The 19,585-nt window shown below is 48.0% G+C and carries 15 protein-coding genes; 2 read left to right on the plus strand and 13 right to left on the minus strand.

Translation table 11 applies throughout. From position 1 onward, the window contains the following. Nucleotides 1-2: 2 nt before the first annotated feature. Nucleotides 3-839 carry a sulfite exporter TauE/SafE family protein gene (locus tag V7S65_RS18445; protein ID WP_079469535.1) on the minus strand — a complete coding sequence of 279 codons (837 nt, stop codon included), beginning with the start codon at nt 837-839 and terminating at the stop codon, nt 3-5. Nucleotides 840-983: 144 nt separating this feature from the next. On the opposite strand from V7S65_RS18445, the gene V7S65_RS18450 reads away from it, so the two are divergent. Then, complete coding sequence (locus V7S65_RS18450) at nt 984-1,820, plus strand: CvfB family protein (protein WP_336387508.1); 837 nt, start codon at nt 984-986, stop codon at nt 1,818-1,820. 47 nt (nt 1,821-1,867) lie between these two features. Here V7S65_RS18450 and V7S65_RS18455 read toward each other — a convergent pair whose 3' ends face one another. The 6 genes from V7S65_RS18455 to aspT form a co-directional block, all read right to left on the minus strand. After that, entirely contained in the window at nt 1,868-3,325 is a 1,458-nt protein-coding gene (locus V7S65_RS18455) for a hybrid sensor histidine kinase/response regulator (RefSeq protein WP_336387509.1), read from the minus strand. A gap of 51 nt (nt 3,326-3,376) precedes the next feature. After that, nucleotides 3,377-4,798 carry a DHA2 family efflux MFS transporter permease subunit gene (locus tag V7S65_RS18460; protein WP_336387510.1) on the minus strand — a complete coding sequence of 474 codons (1,422 nt, stop codon included), beginning with the start codon at nt 4,796-4,798 and terminating at the stop codon, nt 3,377-3,379. 18 nt (nt 4,799-4,816) lie between these two features. Continuing rightward, on the minus strand, nt 4,817-5,773 hold the full coding sequence (locus V7S65_RS18465) for a J domain-containing protein (protein ID WP_336387511.1): 957 nt from the start codon (nt 5,771-5,773) through the stop codon (nt 4,817-4,819). A 124-nt stretch (nt 5,774-5,897) separates the two neighbouring features. After that, a complete protein-coding gene (glsA, locus tag V7S65_RS18470) occupies nt 5,898-6,902 on the minus strand; it encodes a glutaminase A (RefSeq protein ID WP_336387512.1) in 1,005 nt (334 codons plus the stop codon). A gap of 24 nt (nt 6,903-6,926) precedes the next feature. Beyond that, nucleotides 6,927-8,159, minus strand: a complete 1,233-nt coding sequence (locus V7S65_RS18475; RefSeq protein WP_339546162.1) for a DcaP family trimeric outer membrane transporter — start codon at nt 8,157-8,159, stop codon at nt 6,927-6,929. Nucleotides 8,160-8,196: 37 nt separating this feature from the next. Then, nucleotides 8,197-9,900 (minus strand): aspartate-alanine antiporter, encoded by a 1,704-nt coding sequence (gene aspT / locus V7S65_RS18480; RefSeq protein WP_336387514.1) that lies wholly within the window; start codon nt 9,898-9,900, stop codon nt 8,197-8,199. Nucleotides 9,901-10,071: 171 nt separating this feature from the next. Here aspT and V7S65_RS18485 point away from each other — a divergent pair, with 171 nt between their 5' ends. Next, nucleotides 10,072-11,460, plus strand: coding sequence for a glutamate decarboxylase (locus V7S65_RS18485; protein WP_336387515.1), 1,389 nt, complete (start codon nt 10,072-10,074; stop codon nt 11,458-11,460). On the opposite strand, the gene V7S65_RS18490 is transcribed toward V7S65_RS18485, so the two are convergent. The 6 genes from V7S65_RS18490 to V7S65_RS18515 all read right to left on the minus strand — a co-directional run bounded on the left by V7S65_RS18490 (nt 11,457) and on the right by V7S65_RS18515 (nt 19,584). Further along, nucleotides 11,457-11,795, minus strand: coding sequence for a DUF6686 family protein (locus V7S65_RS18490; protein WP_079469543.1), 339 nt, complete (start codon nt 11,793-11,795; stop codon nt 11,457-11,459). The genes V7S65_RS18485 and V7S65_RS18490 overlap by 4 nt on opposite strands. Nucleotides 11,796-12,074: 279 nt before the next feature. Further along, nucleotides 12,075-13,667, minus strand: a complete 1,593-nt coding sequence (locus V7S65_RS18495) for a RagB/SusD family nutrient uptake outer membrane protein (RefSeq protein ID WP_336387516.1) — start codon at nt 13,665-13,667, stop codon at nt 12,075-12,077. A gap of 24 nt (nt 13,668-13,691) precedes the next feature. Continuing rightward, nucleotides 13,692-16,868: a SusC/RagA family TonB-linked outer membrane protein gene (locus tag V7S65_RS18500; protein ID WP_336387517.1), complete on the minus strand. Its 3,177-nt coding sequence runs from the start codon at nt 16,866-16,868 to the stop codon at nt 13,692-13,694. A gap of 75 nt (nt 16,869-16,943) precedes the next feature. Further along, nucleotides 16,944-17,891 (minus strand): FecR family protein, encoded by a 948-nt coding sequence (locus tag V7S65_RS18505; RefSeq protein ID WP_336387518.1) that lies wholly within the window; start codon nt 17,889-17,891, stop codon nt 16,944-16,946. A gap of 90 nt (nt 17,892-17,981) precedes the next feature. Then, complete coding sequence (locus V7S65_RS18510) at nt 17,982-18,536, minus strand: RNA polymerase sigma factor (RefSeq protein ID WP_111576869.1); 555 nt, start codon at nt 18,534-18,536, stop codon at nt 17,982-17,984. A gap of 196 nt (nt 18,537-18,732) precedes the next feature. Next, nucleotides 18,733-19,584 (minus strand): DUF4249 domain-containing protein, encoded by an 852-nt coding sequence (locus V7S65_RS18515; protein ID WP_336387519.1) that lies wholly within the window; start codon nt 19,582-19,584, stop codon nt 18,733-18,735. Between the last annotated feature and the right edge of the window lies 1 nt (nt 19,585).

Here is a 19,585-nt window from a genome sequence, read left to right on the forward strand (position 1 = left end):
GTTTATAATTTTCCGGTTATGCCGTTATAGATCATCTGTAAAGCCAGGAAGCCTATTACTACGCTAAAGACTATACGCAGCCATTTCACATTGGCGCGTGTCAGCAAACGGGAGCCGGCAAAAGCGCCTGCCAGCACGCCCAATACTACCGGCATGCATAATCCCGGGGAAATATATCCCCGTTGCAGGTATACCACGGCGCTGGCCGCGGCAGTAACGCCGATCATAAAGTTGCTGGTGGTAGTAGACACTTTGAAAGGAATACGCATGATATTATCCATTGCCATCACTTTCAGTGCGCCGGAACCGATGCCGAGCAAGCCTGACATAACGCCCGCGAAGGTCATCATAAAATAGCCACCGGGTACGTGATGCACCTTATAGTTGACCACACCGCCGGCAGATGGATAGCTCCCGTTGAGCCGTAGCTGCTCCGCCGCTTTACTGTCGCCCTGATCTGCGGGGAACTCCATTTTTTTCCGGAAAGACATCACGGACGAAAAAATGAGGACCAGTCCGAAAATAATGGCTACTACATTGGTGGGCATATACACGGCTATCAGCGCGCCCACTACGGCCCCGGTGGTGGTGGCAATTTCCAGGAACATGCCCAGCCGGATATTGGTGATGCCCTCCTTAACATACGCTGAGGCCGAGCCGGAAGAAGTGGCGATGGAGGCTACCAAAGCGGCGCCTATGGCATACCGGATATCGACGTGAAATACCAGGGTTAGCAGGGGAATGATCACAACGCCGCCGCCTAAACCGGTCAACGATCCCAGCAGGCCAGCCAAAAAGGCCCCGCCGAGGAGGATCAGGGTGAATGATAAAATCGTCATAAGATGGTTTGGTTGGTTTTAGACCGGATATCCGGGAATTACAAGTACTGCCTGATATCTGATGTTTACAAAAGTAAGCAGAATATGATTCTCGCAATCCGGCAATCTATAAGTAACTTGCAGCCTGACAATTAATCGTTTTTTATGATAAAGGTGGGTGAATACAACCTGTTAAGGGTGAAAAAAGAAGCTGATTTTGGTGTGTACCTCGAAGGCGTGGATCAGGAAATCCTGCTGCCAACAAGGTTTGTACCCGACGGTACCCGTATAGGTGATGAACTGGAAGTATTTCTTTACCACGATTCTGAAAACCGCCTGATTGCCACTACCCAGCGCCCGTACGGGATTGCAGGGGATATTGTGATGCTGAAAGCCGTGAGTGTTACCAAACAGGGCGCTTTCCTGGACTGGGGACTGATGAAAGACTTGTTTGTGGCCTCGTCGCAACAGCTTACCCGCATGGTGCCCGGACAGGAATACCTCGTGAAAATATACATCGATGAACTCACCGGCCGCCTTGCTGCTACAGAAAAAATCGACCGTTACCTCAGCAACGAAAACCTCACCGTTCAGGAAAAGGACCAGGTAAACCTGGTGATCTACCGCCGTACCGATATCGGTTACGTGGTAATCATCAACAACCTGCATACCGGTATCCTGCATCACAACGAAATATTCCGCACCGTTGAAATCGGGGATAAAATACCAGGCTTCATCCGCCAGATCAAAGGCGATAAAATAGATGTGATCCTGGGTAAACCCGGATTTAATAAAGTAGAAGACGAGTCAGAAAAAATTCTGCGGCTGCTGCAGGAAAACAATGGCTACCTGCCATATCATGATAAATCAACGCCGGAAGAGATACAGGAATTTTTTGGAATGAGTAAGAAAACATTCAAAATGACCATTGGCAACCTGTACAAACAACGGAAGATCGTGTTTACACAAACAGGTATTAAAGCAGAAGAAGAGGATAAATAATATCAGCCGCCGGTAAATACTTTACGGTATTTACCGGCAACAGGCATTTACTCAACGCCGTTCGATCCTGCTATAGGGAAACCTATCAGGAAAGTAGTTCCTTCTCCCAATGTACTATCTACCGCAATGGTGCCCTTATGCTGAAGGATAATATTCTGGGTAGCCGTTAACCCAAGCCCGGTTCCTTTTGTTTTATTGGTAAAAAAGGGTTCAAACAGTTTCGCCAGGTTCTGCGCAGAAATACCACTACCGTTATCGGTTATACGAACAAATACTTTTTCTGCTTCCTGCCATGTTCTGACAGTAAGCTTTCCCTCACCGGCTTTCATAGCTTCAATACCATTGATAATAATATTCAGGAAGGCAATGAGGATCTTATCTTCATCTGCCAGGATCATACAATCCGGTTCGCACATTTCTTCTATCACGGTGATGGTGCTCAGCTGCATCCTGTCGGCCGCAAGCTGCAGCGCTTTTTCCACCAGCACATTCAGCCCCAGTGGCAGCATATTCAGCTCAGACATCCGGGTGGACTGGAGCAGTTCAGTTACCAGCTGATTGATACGATGACAGTTGCGCTCCATGATATCCAGGTATAGGGTGGCATCTTCTGTTTCGGCCACGGGCTCCGTTTTAAGCTGGGACACCGCCAGCAGGATATTTGTCAGCGGATTACGGACCTCATGCGCTATCAGGCGGGCAATGCGCCCGGTGATGGCAAATTTTTCCTGTTGCTGTTTTTCCCTTTCCTTCCGTTTGCGGGCCGTAATATCCTGGATGATACACAGGTATAGCTGCTTTTTTTCATCCAGCAGCGAGGCATTGATCATTACATCGAGCTGCTGCCCCGATTTGCTGCGGAATACATACTCCTTCTGCACTACCCCTTCATCGCTGCAAAGCTGTTCGAGGAAAGAACTGATCACTGCGTCCTCTGCAAACAGGCGCTGTAAATGGCTGCTGTACAGTTCCGTTTCCTCATATTTCAATACATTGAGTGCAGCCGGGTTGGCGGCCACAATTTTGTGTTCACAATCTGCCAGGAGGATAAGATCATTGGATTTTTCGAAGATGCTGAAATAGCGTTTCTCGCTTTTTTCAACGGCCAGGAGGTGACTGAATTTATCGAGGGTATAACGGATGGCCCTCTCCAGCAAGGCGGCATTGATCTCGCTTTTCACGAGATAATCGGACGCACCGGCCAGCATCGCTTCCTTATCTATGTGATAGTCGCCCTTCCCGGTAAATAAAATAACCGGGGCTTTATATCCCAGGTTGCGGAAATGATGCAACACATCAATACCTGTATAAGCGCCAAGACGATAATCGACCAGGTAAAGATCGTGCGCGCGGGCTTCAATGGCCAACAACCCTTCTTTGTAGGAAGAAACCCACTGTAAAACGTATTGATCGGGCGAAATGTCCTGTAATAAAGAGTTTACAAGGAAAAAGTCATCTTCGTCGTCGTCGATCATCAATATATGCTTCTTACCATTTGTTGTCATAAGTGCCACAAAAGTTAACCTATCTTCACCAATAATCATGCACTAAAAAAGTCAGGTATCTATGTGGGCATCTGTATCCTTCAAAGCCACATTCCGCCGGGGAAGAAACCAGGCGGGGATCAGGGTGATGAGCAGGATAAACAGGGAAATATGAAAACCCTGCTTCAGGGCGAGGTGGTGTGCATAATGGCCTTCCAGCCCCAGCAGCACATGTTTATTATACGCAGCCTGGGTAACAATGGCCAGCACCGCAATACCAATAGCTCCGCCCACCTGTTGCATCAGGGTACTGATGGAAGACGCCATCGTTACTTCGCTGGGGCGTACTGCGCTCAGTGTGGCGGCATTCAGCGGTGCCAGTAAAAGACCCATGCCCAGCCCTCTCACCGTCATGGTTATGATCACGCTGGAAAGACTACTGCTTTTATCCAGCAGGGCAAACAGGTACATAGATACTGCCAGCAACGCAATGCCCAGCATGGATATTTCCCTGGAGCCGTGTTTATCGGACCAGCGCCCTGCAAAAGGCATCATTGCCGCCATGAACACGGAATTGGGAAGGATCAGCAACCCCGACATTCCTTCTGAAAAGCCCATTTGCTCCTGCAACAGGAACGGCATGAGGAATAGTCCGCCAAACAGCGCCGCCGACCTCGAAATAGTGACGAGGATACAACTCACAAAAGAATAATTGGCAAACAGGTCCAGGTTAATGATAGGCTCTTTTTTATGTTTGTCTATCCAGATAAAAACAGCAAATGCGATCAGCGCCACACCCAGTGTAGCCAGTATTTCGGGAGAAGTGATCCCTACTACTTCCGCCCGTGCCACCCCGTATTGCAGGCAAACCAGGAATATGGTAAGCGCCACAAAACCGGTAAGATCAAAAGGCAGTTTCAGCTTGGGCTGCTTACGCAGTACATCCAGGTAGCGGAAAGCGAGGATCACTGTAATGATGCCAATAGGAATGTTGATATAGAAGATAGAAGGCCAGCCAAACTTTTCAGTAAGGATTCCTCCCAGTGTGGGTCCCATAGCAGGCCCCACCAGGTTGCCGAGGCCCCACCATCCCAGCACGGTACCACGTACCCTGGCCGGGAACACGTAAGAGATAATGGCCATAGAGGTAGGCGCCATCGCCCCGCCTCCCAGTGCCTGGATCACCCTCGCGGTAAGCAGGCTATCCAGGCTGGTAGACAAAGCGCACATCAAAGATCCCAAAGTAAAAAGGGAGATGGCGCCGATATAAAGATTGAAAAAGCCAATCCTGTTTTTCAGCCAGTTGGTAAGTGGCATCAATACGGAAAAACTGAGCATGTATACCGTAATTACCCATTCAATTTCGTCGAGCGTACAGTTAAACTGCTTGCTCATAACGGGAAGGGATATATTAACGATGCTGGAGTCTATCCCGGCCATAGTGGTGCCCATAATTACCACGATGAGGATGCCCGTCCGGTTGATATCTCTCATACCTGGTCTTTCAAAGGTTTAAGCATGGCCATCCTCATTTAATTGTGAGAGTTGCTGAAACAATTCTTTTTCCTTGTCGGAAAGCTTTGCCGGTATATGTACAATTGCTTTGATGTATAGATCCCCGGCTGTTCCGCTGTTGTCGTATGCGGGCATTCCTTTGCCTTTCAAACGAAAAACCTTGCCACTGTCTGTTCCTGCCGGAATATTCATATTCAGGGAAGCGCCCGGTGTGTTTACGGTTAGTTTGCCTCCCAGTACGGCGGTATACAGCGGCACTGCCAGATCGGTATAAATATCTTTTCCTTTCAGTTCGTATTGCGGATGTGGCGCCAGGTGCACGGTAATGAGGAGGTCGCCGTTTTCGCCTCCTTTGCGGCCGGGGTTTCCTTTTCCTTTCAGGCGGATCACCTGGCCCTCATACAGTCCCGGCTTCAGCTTGATATTGAGCCTGCTGCCACCTACTTCCACCTGCCGGGTAGCGCCGGTATAAGCATCTTCCAGGGACACATCCATTGTTGCCTGTACATCGCGGCCCCTGCCGGGTCCCTGCTGTTGGCGGCGGCCGCCGCCTGCGCCTGAAAACCGGCTGCCAAAAAGCTGTTCGAAGAAATCGGAGAAATTGCCTTCGCCGCCGCCGAACATATCACCCATATCGCCGCTGCCATAAGAGTAGGTGCGGCGCTGTCCGCCCCCACCACCAAACTGCGACCAGTCGTAGTCTTCCGGCCGGCCTCCGTGCTGTTCATAATGTTTGTAGTTTTCGCCAAACTGGTCATATTTCTTGCGCTTGCCGGCATCACTCAGCACTTCATAGGCTTCATTGATCTCTTTAAATTTATCTTCAGCGGCTTTATCACCGGGATTTTTATCGGGATGATATTTTACCGCCAGTTTACGGTAGGCTTTTTTAATCTGTTCAGCTGTTGCCGTTTTCTCTACTCCCAGAATCTTATAATAATCCTTTACATCCATAGCTCTAAAACATGTTAATATGATAACTTGTTTTATGAATTTACGAATTAACCCGGAAAAAATAATTGGTGAACAGCTACGGCATAGCCGTTACCGTTCACCATTACGTTTCAGGCGCTGCTGGTTATTTACCGGAGTAGATGTTGGCGTTCAGCTTACCGGAAATATACTGGATGGCTTTCTGCGCACGTACGCTGTTGCCGGCTTTATCCAGCGGCGGTGAAAAAACAGCGATGGCATACCTGCCGGGTACCACGGATATAATACCGCCGCCCACGCCGCTTTTGCTGGGCAGCCCTACTTTAAACATCCATTCGCCCGTGGTTTCATATAACCCCGTGGTACCCATAATAGCCAGCACTTTAGGTACATATTCCTCTTTTATCAATCTTTCTTTGGTAATGGGATTTACGCCGCCGTTTGCCAGTGTGCCGGCCATAATGCCCAGATCGCGGGTAGTTACGCCATAAGAACATTGCTTTGTATAAAAATCGCAGGCATATAACGGATCGTCATACATATAACCGTATGACTTCAGCAACATAGCAATAGCCTGGTTGTGCTGGTTGTTGGCCGCCTCCGATTTATACAGCTCATCGAGGATAGTAAGTTGACGGCCCGCAAATTTTGCGAAGTATGCATCCACTTTTTCCCAGGCACCGCTGTGGCCAAAATGGCCGGTAAGCAGGCTGGTGGTGGCCATTGCGCCGGCATTTACGAGGGGATTGGATGGTTTTTTGTCATCCAGCTCAATAGCCGGTACAGAATTAAAAGGCAGCCCGGTTTGACTGGCGCCTACTTTCTCCAGGATCACGCTGTCGCCAAAAATCTCCATCGCCATACACAGGGTGAATACTTTTTCTACTGATTCAATTCCAAATTCAAATTTAGTTTCTCCCACCTGGTATACCTGTCCTTCTTTGGTAACAATCACAATACCATACATTGCTGCATTTGCCCTGTCGAGAAAAGGGATATAGTCTGCATTCTTACCCGATTGCTCATTTTTGAATAAGTTGTAGGCTTCATTAATAACCGCGTTATAATCAACCGGCTTTGTATGCTTCTGGGAATAAGCGCTGGTAACATTCAGGGTGAGCAACAGGAGAAGCGCAACGATAACTTTCATGAGTATTTATTTTTATGCAGATGATCAGAATTTGAAGAATGCACTGAACTGGGCGCGGACATCATCACCGGATGTATCATCCGTATTTACCCGTTTCCCATACAACACTTCACCAGCTATTTTAAAGAAGGAAGTGAAATAATAAGTAGTATTAAAAGAACCGTAGTGCGTTGCTTTCAGTGTGCCCACGGGCATATTGAGATCCGGTGTATTCAGTTGCAGGTAACCATACCCGATAGTAGATCCCAGGCTCTTTGTCCAGAAGTGATCGAAGTACAGCCAGGTGGCCAGCATACTGATATTGCTGATGCTTTTATCATTGGCGGCAGCGTATCCATCGTATCCCTGCCCGCTGATGTCTTCACTGTATTTCGCATAGCCGCTGCCGTAGGCAAACTGGAATTTCACATCATCGTTTTTAGAGAGGTTAATATTTCCGGAGATATTAAAGGCGCCGCCTATGCTTGTTTTCGTATCTGCGTCACCGTTTTTATAATCGATTGGATGCAGCAGGCCGGATAACCGCACATGGCTGGCGTTTTTTACGCCAAAGGTTTTCTGAAAGGCAGCTGTTACATCCGGATAAATGGTTTTACTGCTCCAGGTGGAGGGAATGGAAATATCGCCACCGGGTTGTTCGGCAGAAACGGAGAACATCATTGATTCAGACAATGCCTGTGTAAAGCGCAGCTGTACCTGGCGTGTCCATATGTAGGAGTTGGGCCCCCAGTAGTCCATGATATTCGGCCAGTTGTCGCCATCCATAAAGTTGCTCCAATACTGGCCGAAAGTCCATTTACCATGTTGGATATAAGCATGGCGTAATCTTGGAGCGCCGGACAAATTACCCCACAGATCAAATTCCAGCACGGCTTTGAGCGCGCGTCCTTTAGCGTCCGGGGCGCCAAAGGCGGTAAAAGCAAAACGGGACTGTCTGATTGTAAAGGCCGTGTTACCATCACTCACCGTGGGAACGGTTATCGTAGATGGCTGCATGGCGTGTATGTTACCTATCTCACTGAAGTCGTGGATAAAATCTGCCTGCACATATCCGCTGAACTGTAGCCGGATACCCTTTACATCTGTAAAAAGAAACCCCTGCATTTTGCCGCCTTCAATCATGTTACGGGTCAGCCCCTTACCGTTTTCAGCCGTATCTGATTGTGCATGCACCTGCACCGACCAGGTGAATACAGCTATAACGCAAACGGGTAAACGCAAAGACAAACAGAAGCAACGGGTAAATGTATCTGTCACAGGATATTTCATTTATGATGAATAGTTATTCACAACGTCAGGTCATCAGCAGCACAATCACCACGCCCCAGATAATGAGCAGGGTATTGCCCACCGCATATGTAATCGTATAGCCCAATGCGGGCAGGTTACTCTGTACTTCCTCCTGTATAGCAGAAAGCGCGGCGGTAGTGGTTCTGGCCCCGGCAGTGCAACCAAGTATCAGCGCCGGATGGAATTTGAAAATATACCTGGCCATCAGCACGCCCGATAACAACGGGATAGCGGTAGCGGCAATACCTACTAAAAAGAGTCCCCATCCCACTTCCTTGAAACCCGCTACAAAGCTGGGCCCTGCGGTGATTCCCACCACCGCGATGAAAGTATTTAAACCCACGTTGTTCATTACCCATAAAGCAGGCTCCGGAATTCTGCCGAAGGCAGGATGCTGTGAACGTAACCAGCCAAATACCAGTCCTGCTATAAGCGCGCCGCCACTGGTACTCAAACTGAGCGGCACCCCGCCCACATGAATGCTCATGGCGCCTACGAGGCCACCCAACACAATACCAAGCCCGACAAAGATCATATCCGTTTTATCGGTAGGAATATCCGCGTAGCCAATTTCTTTGGCAGCCTTATCCATATTTTTTTTATATCCTACCAGCTCCACATGATCCCCTCTTTCCAATACTGCCTCCGGGTACACCGGCATCGCTATTCCTGCGCGCCTGATACTCTGCACCGGGATACCATGCATGTAATCCATCGCCCGTAGTGCTTTCACTGTTTTTCCAACTACGTTCTTATTCATCACAAATACCTGTACATTTTCCACGGGGAAGTTCAACAACTCCACGTCTACGATTTCTGTACCGATACCATGTTCTTCTCCGAGAATAAACTCCCTTCGGCCGCTGAGTACAATTTCATCACCGGAATTAATTACATAATCCGGCGTGGCTTCCACCAGCTTCTTATCTTTCTGGCGGATACGTTCCACAAACAGGCGGTGATTGCGTTGCAGCAATTCAGCCTCCAGTTGTTTTACAGATTTTCCTGCGGCAGTTGATTGCGCATCTATCGTATAAGCGCGGAATGTAACGGGGATGAAGGCGGAGCGCATACCGGGGTCCTGCGTGGGATCACCGGCGCCCATTGTTTTCTCCAGCTCTTTACAGGCAGCCCTTACTTTTTCAATTCCTCCCAGCATCATAGGCGCAATGCTGGATAATAACCACGCGGAACCTGCTGTTCCGAAAATATAGGTTACTGCATAACATACCGGCATGGAGTTGATCCATGCAGCTTTTTGTTCTGCAGATACATTTAACTGGTTAATAGTATCTGAAGCCACTCCCATGGTAGCAGAAATAGTTTGCGAGCCGGAGATCAAACCAGCGGCCTGTCCTACGTTATAGCCGCAGGCCAGTGCCAGCAACCAGGGCGCCACCAGGCAAACCACGCACATGAGCACGGCAAACAATACCTGTGGCAATCCATCTTTTTTCAAACCACGAAAAAATTGCGGTCCAACACTATAGCCTACCGCAAAAAGAAACATAAGGAAAAAGACCGACTTCACATTGGCAGATACCTGTATATCCATCTGCCCAACAATTACTCCCATCAACAAAACACCAGTTACGGATCCTAACGAAAATTTTCCGACCCGTATGCTACCTATAAAAAATCCCGCCGACAACGTAAGGAAAACGGCCAGTTCAGGATATTCCTGGAATGTATGCTGTAACCAACTCATTTATATGTGGATTATAAGAAGAAGAATATGGTCATAATTTCAATCGTAATAGGTAACACAAGTCATTCCCTATTTGTTCAGATAAAATCAATTTTGATGATGGCTGAACAAGTTGCTGCTCTTGTTGTTAAACTTCAAAACGAATTTTCTAACAATTAAGCCCACATTGTTATGCCACTATTTATTAAGAAGAAGGAAAATGAAAATTCCCGTTTAGGTTTATACGCATCTGCAGACAGTAAAGAAAGTATTCCTAAATATAAAATGCCTGAAGAGGCGCAGGACATGCGCACCGTGTATCACCTGGTGCATGATGAATTAATGCTGGATGGCAATTCGAGGATGAACCTTGCCACATTCTGTCAAACATGGCTGGATGAATATGTGCATAAGCTCATGGATGAATGCCTGGATAAAAATATGATCGATAAAGATGAATATCCGCAGACGGCTGAAATTGAAAACAGGTGTGTGCATATCCTCGCTGATCTGTTTAATTCACCGGGAAGCGCCAGTACAATGGGCTGCAGCACTACGGGTTCCAGCGAAGCGGCCATGCTGGGTGGTTTGGCGCTGAAATGGCAATGGCGTAAAAAAAGACAGCAGGCCGGTAAATCCACCGATAAACCCAATTTAATATGTGGCGCGGTACAGGTGTGCTGGCATAAATTTGCCAGGTATTTTGATGTGGAGTTGCGTGAAGTAGGTATGGAACACGGCAGATATAATTTAACGCCGGAGAAAGTACTGGAGCTGGCAGATGAAAACACTATCGGCGTGGTGCCTACCTTTGGCGTTACTTTCACACTGATGTATGAACCGGTTGCGGAAATAGCAAAGGCACTGGATAAACTGCAAAAAGAAAAAGGCTGGGATATTCCTATTCACGTGGATGCCGCCAGCGGTGCGTTTATTGCCCCCTTTGTTTCACCGGAACTGGTATGGGACTTCCGTATTCCACGGGTAAAATCCATTAATGCCTCCGGCCATAAATACGGGCTGAGTCCATTAGGTGTGGGGTGGGTAGTATGGCGTGAGAAAGAAGACCTGCCGGAAGAACTGATTTTCCGGGTAGATTACCTGGGAGGAGATATGCCCACCTTTGCATTAAATTTTTCCAGGCCCGGCGGACAAATTGTAGCGCAATATTATAACCTGCTGCGGCATGGCAGGGAAGGATATGCGAAGTTGCAACAGGCATGCCTGGATCACGCGCAATATATTTCAGCGGCCATCGAAAAACTGGGACACTTTGAGATCCTTTACAATGGTAAAGGCGGTCTTCCCGGCGCCTGCTGGACATTGAAGCCGGGCGATCATGGCTTTACATTGTACGACATCTCTGATAAAATCCGTTCCCGCGGCTGGCAGATCGCATCTTATCCACTCACCGGAAGCGCCAGCGACATTGTAGTACAGCGCATATTGATACGTCACGGTTTCAGCCGGGATATGGCTGATATGCTGATCCAGGATTATACGCGCGCTGTAAAATATTTTGAAGAAAACCCGGTAAGAACACCCCTTTCACAAAAAGAAGGCGGAGGCTTTCATCACTAGCCGGCAGACTCGCATCCGGAGGACGTTTCCAGGATGTCGTATGCATCGATCAATGCCTGTACTTCCGCTGTTATATTTGCCAGCGCAGTTATTTCAGCGGGGGTTACCAACATCATTACATGATCGGCCGGCAGGGGTAAACAAATCATCTTCTCATTTTCTGAGGTATGGTAATGGTCATCCGATAGCCGGTTGACCATTTTTTTGAAGCATTCAAATTCGGTGATATCAAGGTTAACAACCGTTGTACCAAAAGCTAACTGAATGCCTTTGCAGTGCGGGCAGCGGATCACATATCCTGCAGCGCCGTGGTATAATGTCTGGTAATTACACATGGGCCTATGGGTTTGTGCCTCCAGCGGCCGGTCAGGGCCGCTGTCAGGACTTAATTCATCACTCTTTACCTTAGAAAATGGTGGTGGCAAACAACGGATGTATTGACTATGTATGGCTAATAACTCCGGGGTATTATTTACATCTCACAAAAGTACAGCAGGAAATTGGGGGTGAATGCTCGGATCAGGAAAACGACTTACGCAAAAGGGAAAAAGCGGTATTTCCTTGCCCGGAGGCAGGAAAATACCGCTTTAAACAGCTTGTATCAGTTGTAGTTATTAGTAGCCTGGATTCTGCACCAGCTTTGGATTCAACGTGATTTCATCTACAGGTATAGGGTAAATACGGTGTAAGATATTTGCATCTGATTTAAAACCCCAGGCGCTTTCAAATACACCAAAACGGATCATGTCATTCCTGCGCCACGCTTCCCAGGCGAATTCCCGGGCGCGTTCTTCCAGCAGGCCGCTGAGGTTGATGCCGCTTACCAATGGCGCATGTGCCCGGGTGCGGATCTTATTCACCAATACATCGGCATCCTGCAATTCTCCTTTTACCGCTGTGGGAGCAGCTCCCCTCAGAATGGCTTCTGCCTTCATGAGCATCACATCTGCCAGCCTGAAAACGGGCACATCGTTATTGGAGTTCCGCTCAGAAGGTTCTGTGTTTTTATCAGGATAGTACTTAATGGAACGCACACCGGAGGCTTTTGCCAGTTCGTCATTACCAATATCCATGGTGGTATCTACACGTAAGGTCATGGTTTTAGAGAAGGTGAGCTGCCATTTGATTTCCTTCGTAGGTTCGGAGCCGGTATACTTATCGTTTAGCCCTTTATTAGTAGTGGTGATCATGATGGGGGCGCCGTCCGGGTTGAACTGCGGTCCTTCCAGCCAGGTATTGTTACGGACATCTCCTGTTAAATTGAATTTATCATAGAAGGAACCGATGGTACTCATAGCAATACTTGGACGGAAAGGCAATGAGTATTTTGCGACCAGGTTTGGATGTAATCCGAAACGGGAAAACTGGTTGCCTTTGATCACATATCCATCATAAGGAATAGCAAAAATGGTTTCCATGATAGCGGGTCCGTTATCAGGCATAAAAATGCTGGTGTAGTTATCATCGAGCACATACTTACTGCCGGTCAGGATACTATCTGCCATTGCCACCACTTCATTATACCGGGGTTTGCCTGTATATACCATTGAATTGAGGTACATTTTTTCCAGCAGTGTAAAAGCAAACCATGCTGTAGGTTTGGAATAGGTAACTTGTCCTCTTTCCCTTCTCAGCAATGGCAATACATCTTTCAATTCCTTCTCTATAAAATTAAATACCTCTTCACGGGTAGATTGTTCGGGTGGTGTTGGATTACCAAAAGTAGTGATGATGGGCACTTTACCATAAAGGTCCATCAGGTAAAAGTAATACAACGCACGCATCGCCCGGGCCTCGGCCATTGCCAGCGGTTTGGAATCACTGTCGGGCGCCTTTTCAAAAAGCGCGAGAATACGGTTGCAGGTGTTCACTCCGCCGAAAGCCCAGCTCCACACATTTTTCACTGTGGTATGATCTTTTGTCCAGGAGTGCCTGTGCAGCTGCGCATACACCCCTCCATCCACGTAGTTGCCACCACGGGCGGGGATAATGGCTTCATCGGTAGAGAGTTCCTGCATGCGCCAGTAGTCCACAGCGTATCCACCACTCAGCTGTGTATAAATAGGTCCGGATGCGGCGATAAAGCCATCGGGCGTGGTGGGGAAATTTTCCTTTACATATTCAGATTCCACATTTACATCCAGCTTTGTACAGGCGGAAAGTAATGTAAAACTGAGTGCTATTCCTGTGATAAAAATATTTTTCATGTCGCTATTTTTAACCGTCAGTTTTTAGAATGTTGCGTTTAAACCAAAGAGGAAAGAACGTGTCTTGGGATAAAAATTGCTGTTGTCAATTCCCGGCGTAAGTCCGCCCATATTGATTTCCGGATCAATACCGGAATAATCGGTAATGACGAACAGGTTATTACCGGAAACGTATAAACGTAGTTTCCTGAGATACTTATTATGCATGGGAACCGTGTAGCCAATAGTAGCATTATCGAGCCGGAGATAAGAACCATTTTCCAGGTAGCGGGAAGAAATGTAAGGTGCATTCACATCACCTGGCGACTCCTGTTTGGAATACTGCGGGATGTTGATAATACCGGCTTCATAAGGCGCGTTCAGGTTAGCCAGTGTAGCGTTGAGTATCTTGTTTCCTGATACGCCACGTAAAAAGATGTTGGCATCAAAATTACGCCAGGTAAAGCTGTTGCTCCAGCCGTAGGTAAACGCTGGCTGTGCATCCCCGGTGTATACGCGGTCGGTGGAAGTGGGGCCGGTAACGAGATTGCCTTTGGCATCACGGAATTGTGAAAGACCCGCAGCGTTTTTATCCACGTATTGCCAGAGGTAGAAAGAACCCAGTGCATATCCGCCTTCCACCCGCTGTGATTTATTGCCTGATTGTCCTCTTCCGCCCAGTTCTGCGGTTTCAATATATTTCACGGAGAAAATATCGTTGGAGAGGGAGAGCACCCGGTTTTTATTATGCGCAATATTGGCGGAGGTAGTCCAGTTGAAACTGGCCGTTTTCACCGGTACTGCGTTCACCTGGAACTCAATCCCCTTATTGCTCATAGAGCCTACGTTTGCCAGCATGTTACCAACAAAATACTGGGTAGCGGGTACATTGTAAGAGTAGATCAGGTCGGTGGTACGTTTGTCGTAATAGTCCACAGCAAAGCCCAGGCGTCCTCTCAATGTGGTGAAATCCATTCCTATATTAGCCATCCCGGTGCGTTCCCATTTCAGGTTGGGGTTATCGTTCTGTACCGGTCCGATGGCGTTGATCAGTTTACCATTGTTGTAAAATTTACCGGTGATATCGTAGCGGAGCGTGGCTATCAACGGATCGAAGCCAAGTGAGTTACCGGTAACGCCATAGCCTGCACGCAGTTTAAGATCTTCTATCCAGGACACGCCGGAGAGGAAGCTTTCCTTATTCATTTTCCAGGCGGCAGATACAGCCGGGAAATATCCCCAGCGGTTATTTGCGCCAAAGGCAGAAGAACCATCTCTTCTTACGGAAGCCATCAACAGGTACTTTTCATTAAACTGGTAATTGGCTCTTGCATAAAAGGAGATGAAGCGCAGGGTTTGAATGCGGGTAGCGCCAAAGTTAGGCTGGAAGGCGCCATCGGGGCTTCCGAGGCCCAGGTTATCACCTTGTGTGGCATCAGATACAAAGCCCTGGTTAGAGGTCTGGAATCCATCGCCGCGGCGATCTTCCTGCCAGGAGTAACCGGCCAGTAAACGCAGGTCGTGTTTACCAAAAAGCACATCGTAGTTGAAATAGGTTTCCAGCACTTTACGTGTATTCGTATAGGCGCTGCGGGTAGCTCTTCCGTTAACGCCCTGTGCAAGACCGGATGCGCGGTTATTATAAATATCCCGGTTGATCTGCTCGTCCTGCATAGACAGGTTCAGTGTGTAACGCAAGCCTGGCAACAGGTTCAGTTCAGCACGGGCATTGCCCAGCATGATCTTGTCTTTGGTGCGGTCGCTGTTGTTTTTGATGAGAGATACCGGGTTCAGGTAGTTGCGCGTACGCGAGAAATCTTCTTTATAAGTACCATCCGGGTTAAAGATATTCACGGTAGGCATATAGTTCAGCATGTTCATAAACACCGCTTCCGGGATCTGGTTTTGTGTGCTTAAGCTGTTGCTGATGGAGAGGTTCAGCTTCAACAGGTCGTTGAACGCACGTTGTTCCAGGTTGGCTCTTACGTTTAGCCGTTCCAGTGATGACGATTGCATGATACCATTATTCTGCAGGTAGTTTACGCTTCCGTCGAATACTGTTTTCTCATTGCCGCCGCCAAACGAAATGTTATGGCTGTGCGACAAACCATTGCGGGTAACGAGTTTCTGCCAGTCGTTGTTGGCCTTATCATCATAAGCCGGTGTGATGCTTTTGCCATTGTCCTGCAGGTATTTCGTAAGCTCTTCGCTGGACATCATGTCGATGGAATTGGAGATGCGCTCATTGGCCACATAGGCGTTGTAGCTGATCCAGCTTTGACCGGATTTCGCGCGGCGGGTAGTGATCATAATTACGCCGTTTGCAGCGCGTGCGCCATAAATAGCAGTAGATGCCGCATCTTTCAGCACGTCCATTGATACGATATCCGAAGGAGATACGAGCTGGATATTGGCGCCCGGTACTCCATCAATTACATAGAAAGGTTGCTGTGCTTCTCCGTCGCGGAAAGTAGACGGACCGCGCAGGATCACCGCCGGTGTAGCGTTTGGATCGCCGCTGCGGGTAATGTTCAGACCAGGTACCTTTCCCTGTAACAGCTGTTCGGGGGAACTGAATACGCCGCTGTTAAAGTTTTCGGCGCCTACATGGGAAACGGCCCCGGTAAGATCGCCTTTGGTGGTGGAACCATAACCTACCACTACCACGCTGCTTAACAGGCTGGCATCGGATTTCAGTTTTATAGCTACCCGTTGCTGCCCGTTTAATACCAAACGGGTAGATTTATATCCGAGGGAAGTAAATAACAGGGTGTCGCTGGTGTGGTCTGCCTGTAAAGAGAAAGCGCCGTTTGGATCAGTGATGCTGCCCTGTGTATTTCCTTTTACCAGGACGCTTACACCGGGTAAACCTACACCGGTTTCTTCATCGGTAACTTTACCGGTTACGGTTGTTTTGTTCTTTTCTTTTTTAATGATGTACACGCCTTCTGTGGCGGAGAACTGGAACCCGCTTCCTTTCAGCAAAGTGCGCAGCACTTCTTCTATAGGCTGTGAACGGAAGTCCTGTGTTTTTACCGTCAGGTTCTTTAATAAAGCGGCATCGTAAACAATGTCGGCGCCGCTTTGTTTTTGCAGCATTTTCAACGCATCTGCAAGCGGGCCTGCTGTGATATGCAGCTCCTGCACGATGGCTGTTTTTTGCTGGGACATGACGCTGCCGCATAGCGACAGCATAAGCGCTACAAGAAATATCTGTTTCACAGAAATCCTTGTACGCAAGTGAGTACTACGTACATTCATAACCGGTGTTTTAATTTCAGTTCAGGGAATAAATATTTATTGATCTATAGTATAATTTCCTGCGCCGGCAGGTGTTATTTTCAGCTGATGATCCGTAAGATCTTCCAGTACATTTATGATCTGCGCAATCGTTAAGTGCATATTGAGCGATCCGCTAATTTGCCTGTCAATTGCCCTTTTAACGTGGAATTTTACCGGATAATAATTCTCCAGTAATAGCAGTGCATCCATAACGGGCATATTATCGAACACTATTTTATCCTGCTTCCAGCCGTTGATATCCGGTGAGGATACAGACAGCTGAGAGAAAGTATAATTATTTCTGTTAACCTGCAGTAATTGATTAGCTGTTAAGATGCCCATTACCTGGCCGCCTTTGTTAACGCTCACTTTCCCGGTACTCACCCCTATTTCCAGCAGCTGCCGGGGATAGGCCCTGATGTGAAACGAGGTGCCCAATACCTGCACCTGCAGGCTATCGGTGGTAACGCTGAAAGGTTGGCCGGGCGCAAGCGCTATATCAAAAAATGCTTCTCCCGATACCAGCTGCACCTGCCTGGTATCCGTAAAATGATCCGGGTATTTCAGTACGGCATTAGCTCCCAGCCAGATCCGGCTGCTGTCTGGCAACAACAGCATTTTCTTTTCCCCGATGGCCGTACGCAGTTCCTGCCAGGCGATCTTTTGGGATGGCCGGTGGTTCATCATCCACCAGCTGCCTATGCCCACCAGCAGCAATACAGCTGCTGCAGCGGCCATCTTCTTCCATATAGGATACATGGTAGCCGGACGGCCTGTACGTTGCTTTATGACCTTTAAAATGCTGCGGCGCAGCTGTTCCCGGCTGCGGGGATCCTGCCCCGTTGCCGGAGGGGCATCTTCCGCCAGTGCATCCAGCCAGTGGGTAAGCAATTGCTCCTCTTCCGGGGTAGCTTTGCCATCCAGGTATTTACCGATGAGTGCATTTATTTTTGATCGGATCAAGGTGTGATGTTTATGACTAAGTTGCATAAACCATCCTTTTTAACTATCGGGAATCCGGGCTTAACATTAAGGTAACACGGGAGGGAAAAATCAGAGGAACATTAACAGGCGGTTCAGCAGTGGGCGGGCTTTCTTGTAGGCGTTTCCAAGCTGGTTACGCACCGTTTGCTCGGCAGTACCATGCATCATGGCTATTTCGCGGATGCTCAGTTCATCAAAGTGGTACCATTCAAATACCTGTCTTTCTTTTTCCGGCAGGTGTTGCAGGTCATGCTGCAGCTGGTTCAGAATATCTTTATGGATCAGGGAATTAAGGGTAAGCTCCGAGCGTAGCTCACTATGGGTGATAAATTTTTCGAGATGTTTTTCTTTTAATCCGTCGTCGCGGAACTTACGCAGGATTTGTTTCCTTACCGCACTAAACAGGTAGTAACGGATATGGGTATGCAGCTCCAGCTGCTGCCGGCGCTCCCAGATACTGGCGAACAAGTCCTGTATGATATCACGGGCATCCTCTTCACTACCCGTAACCTTTGCTGCGTAGGCATACAGTTCTTCCCAGTAAGTATTGAAAATCAGCTCAAATAGCTTAAAATCACCAGTACGTAGCCGCTGAATAAGATCAACGGGGAATTGTTCAGGCATATAAAAATATATATCCTAAAAATAGAGCAGGTTTTTAAGATAAAAAACGGGGTAACAAAAATATAGCGAAGTATTAATATAGGGAGGTAAAACGGCTTAAAGCATGGCCGTTTCTTTAAGCCGCGACGTTTTAACTGTGATATTATCTTATTTATCTATGTTATATCGCGTCAGCCGGTAAGCCGGCAACAGAAAATTACGGTATCTTAACTATCATCTTCCTGGTATTTATACCGCCAACAATGCCGTAGCCATTTGTAACATTGGTAAACACCCTTACATGGGAACCCAGGGTCGTTCCGGCGTCTCTTTGTGCCGCCAGGGTACTAAAGTACCGGTAGGTGTTGTTGGTCAGCGCGCTTACTTCTACCGTTATTTCACCGGCGTTCATGATGGGATCCGCTGTTTGTAAAACGAAGTTTACCGGTTTACCGTTAAAGCGTTCATCGTTCATGATCAGGCTGTTGTAATTGCCCTTGGAAAAGTATTCAACCATGTTATTATTAAAGGCGGGATCCAGCCTGAAAAGCAGGAAGGCGCCCAGCCCGGTGGCGGCATCTGTCATATAAATACGGATCCGGTAATAATCGGCGGAGGCGGGCATGTCCTGTAGTGTAAACTGTACCCGGCTGCTGCCGCGCTGCGCACCTGGCTTAGACACCAACGGTGCCGGCGGCAGTGTATCCGTACCCGTTACTGATTGTAATCCCGCCGCGGATACGGCCACTTTGTATTGCTGCCCGAGTATGGCTTTCTGACTGGAAACATAATAGGAGAGCCCTTTAATTGTTTGTACCTGCAACGGCAATACCGATGCCTCGTTTGCTGTAAGCGTTACGGTGGCGCCGGGGATGTCGTTATACCCGGCATCGTTGTATACATTGGAAGGCACGCTGCGCGTTACCCGGATATAGATAACGCTATCCGGCTGTATCAGTGTGTTCACCACTATTTTATCGCCTTCATAAGGCAACCTGATCTCTTCCCTTTTTTCACATGCACTCAATAGCATGAATAACCCGATCGCACCTACGAAAAAATATTTCATA

Origin of the sequence: Chitinophaga sp. CCNWYY40 (assembly GCF_037483205.1) — a bacterium.
Lineage (GTDB): Bacteria > Bacteroidota > Bacteroidia > Chitinophagales > Chitinophagaceae > Chitinophaga > Chitinophaga ginsengisegetis.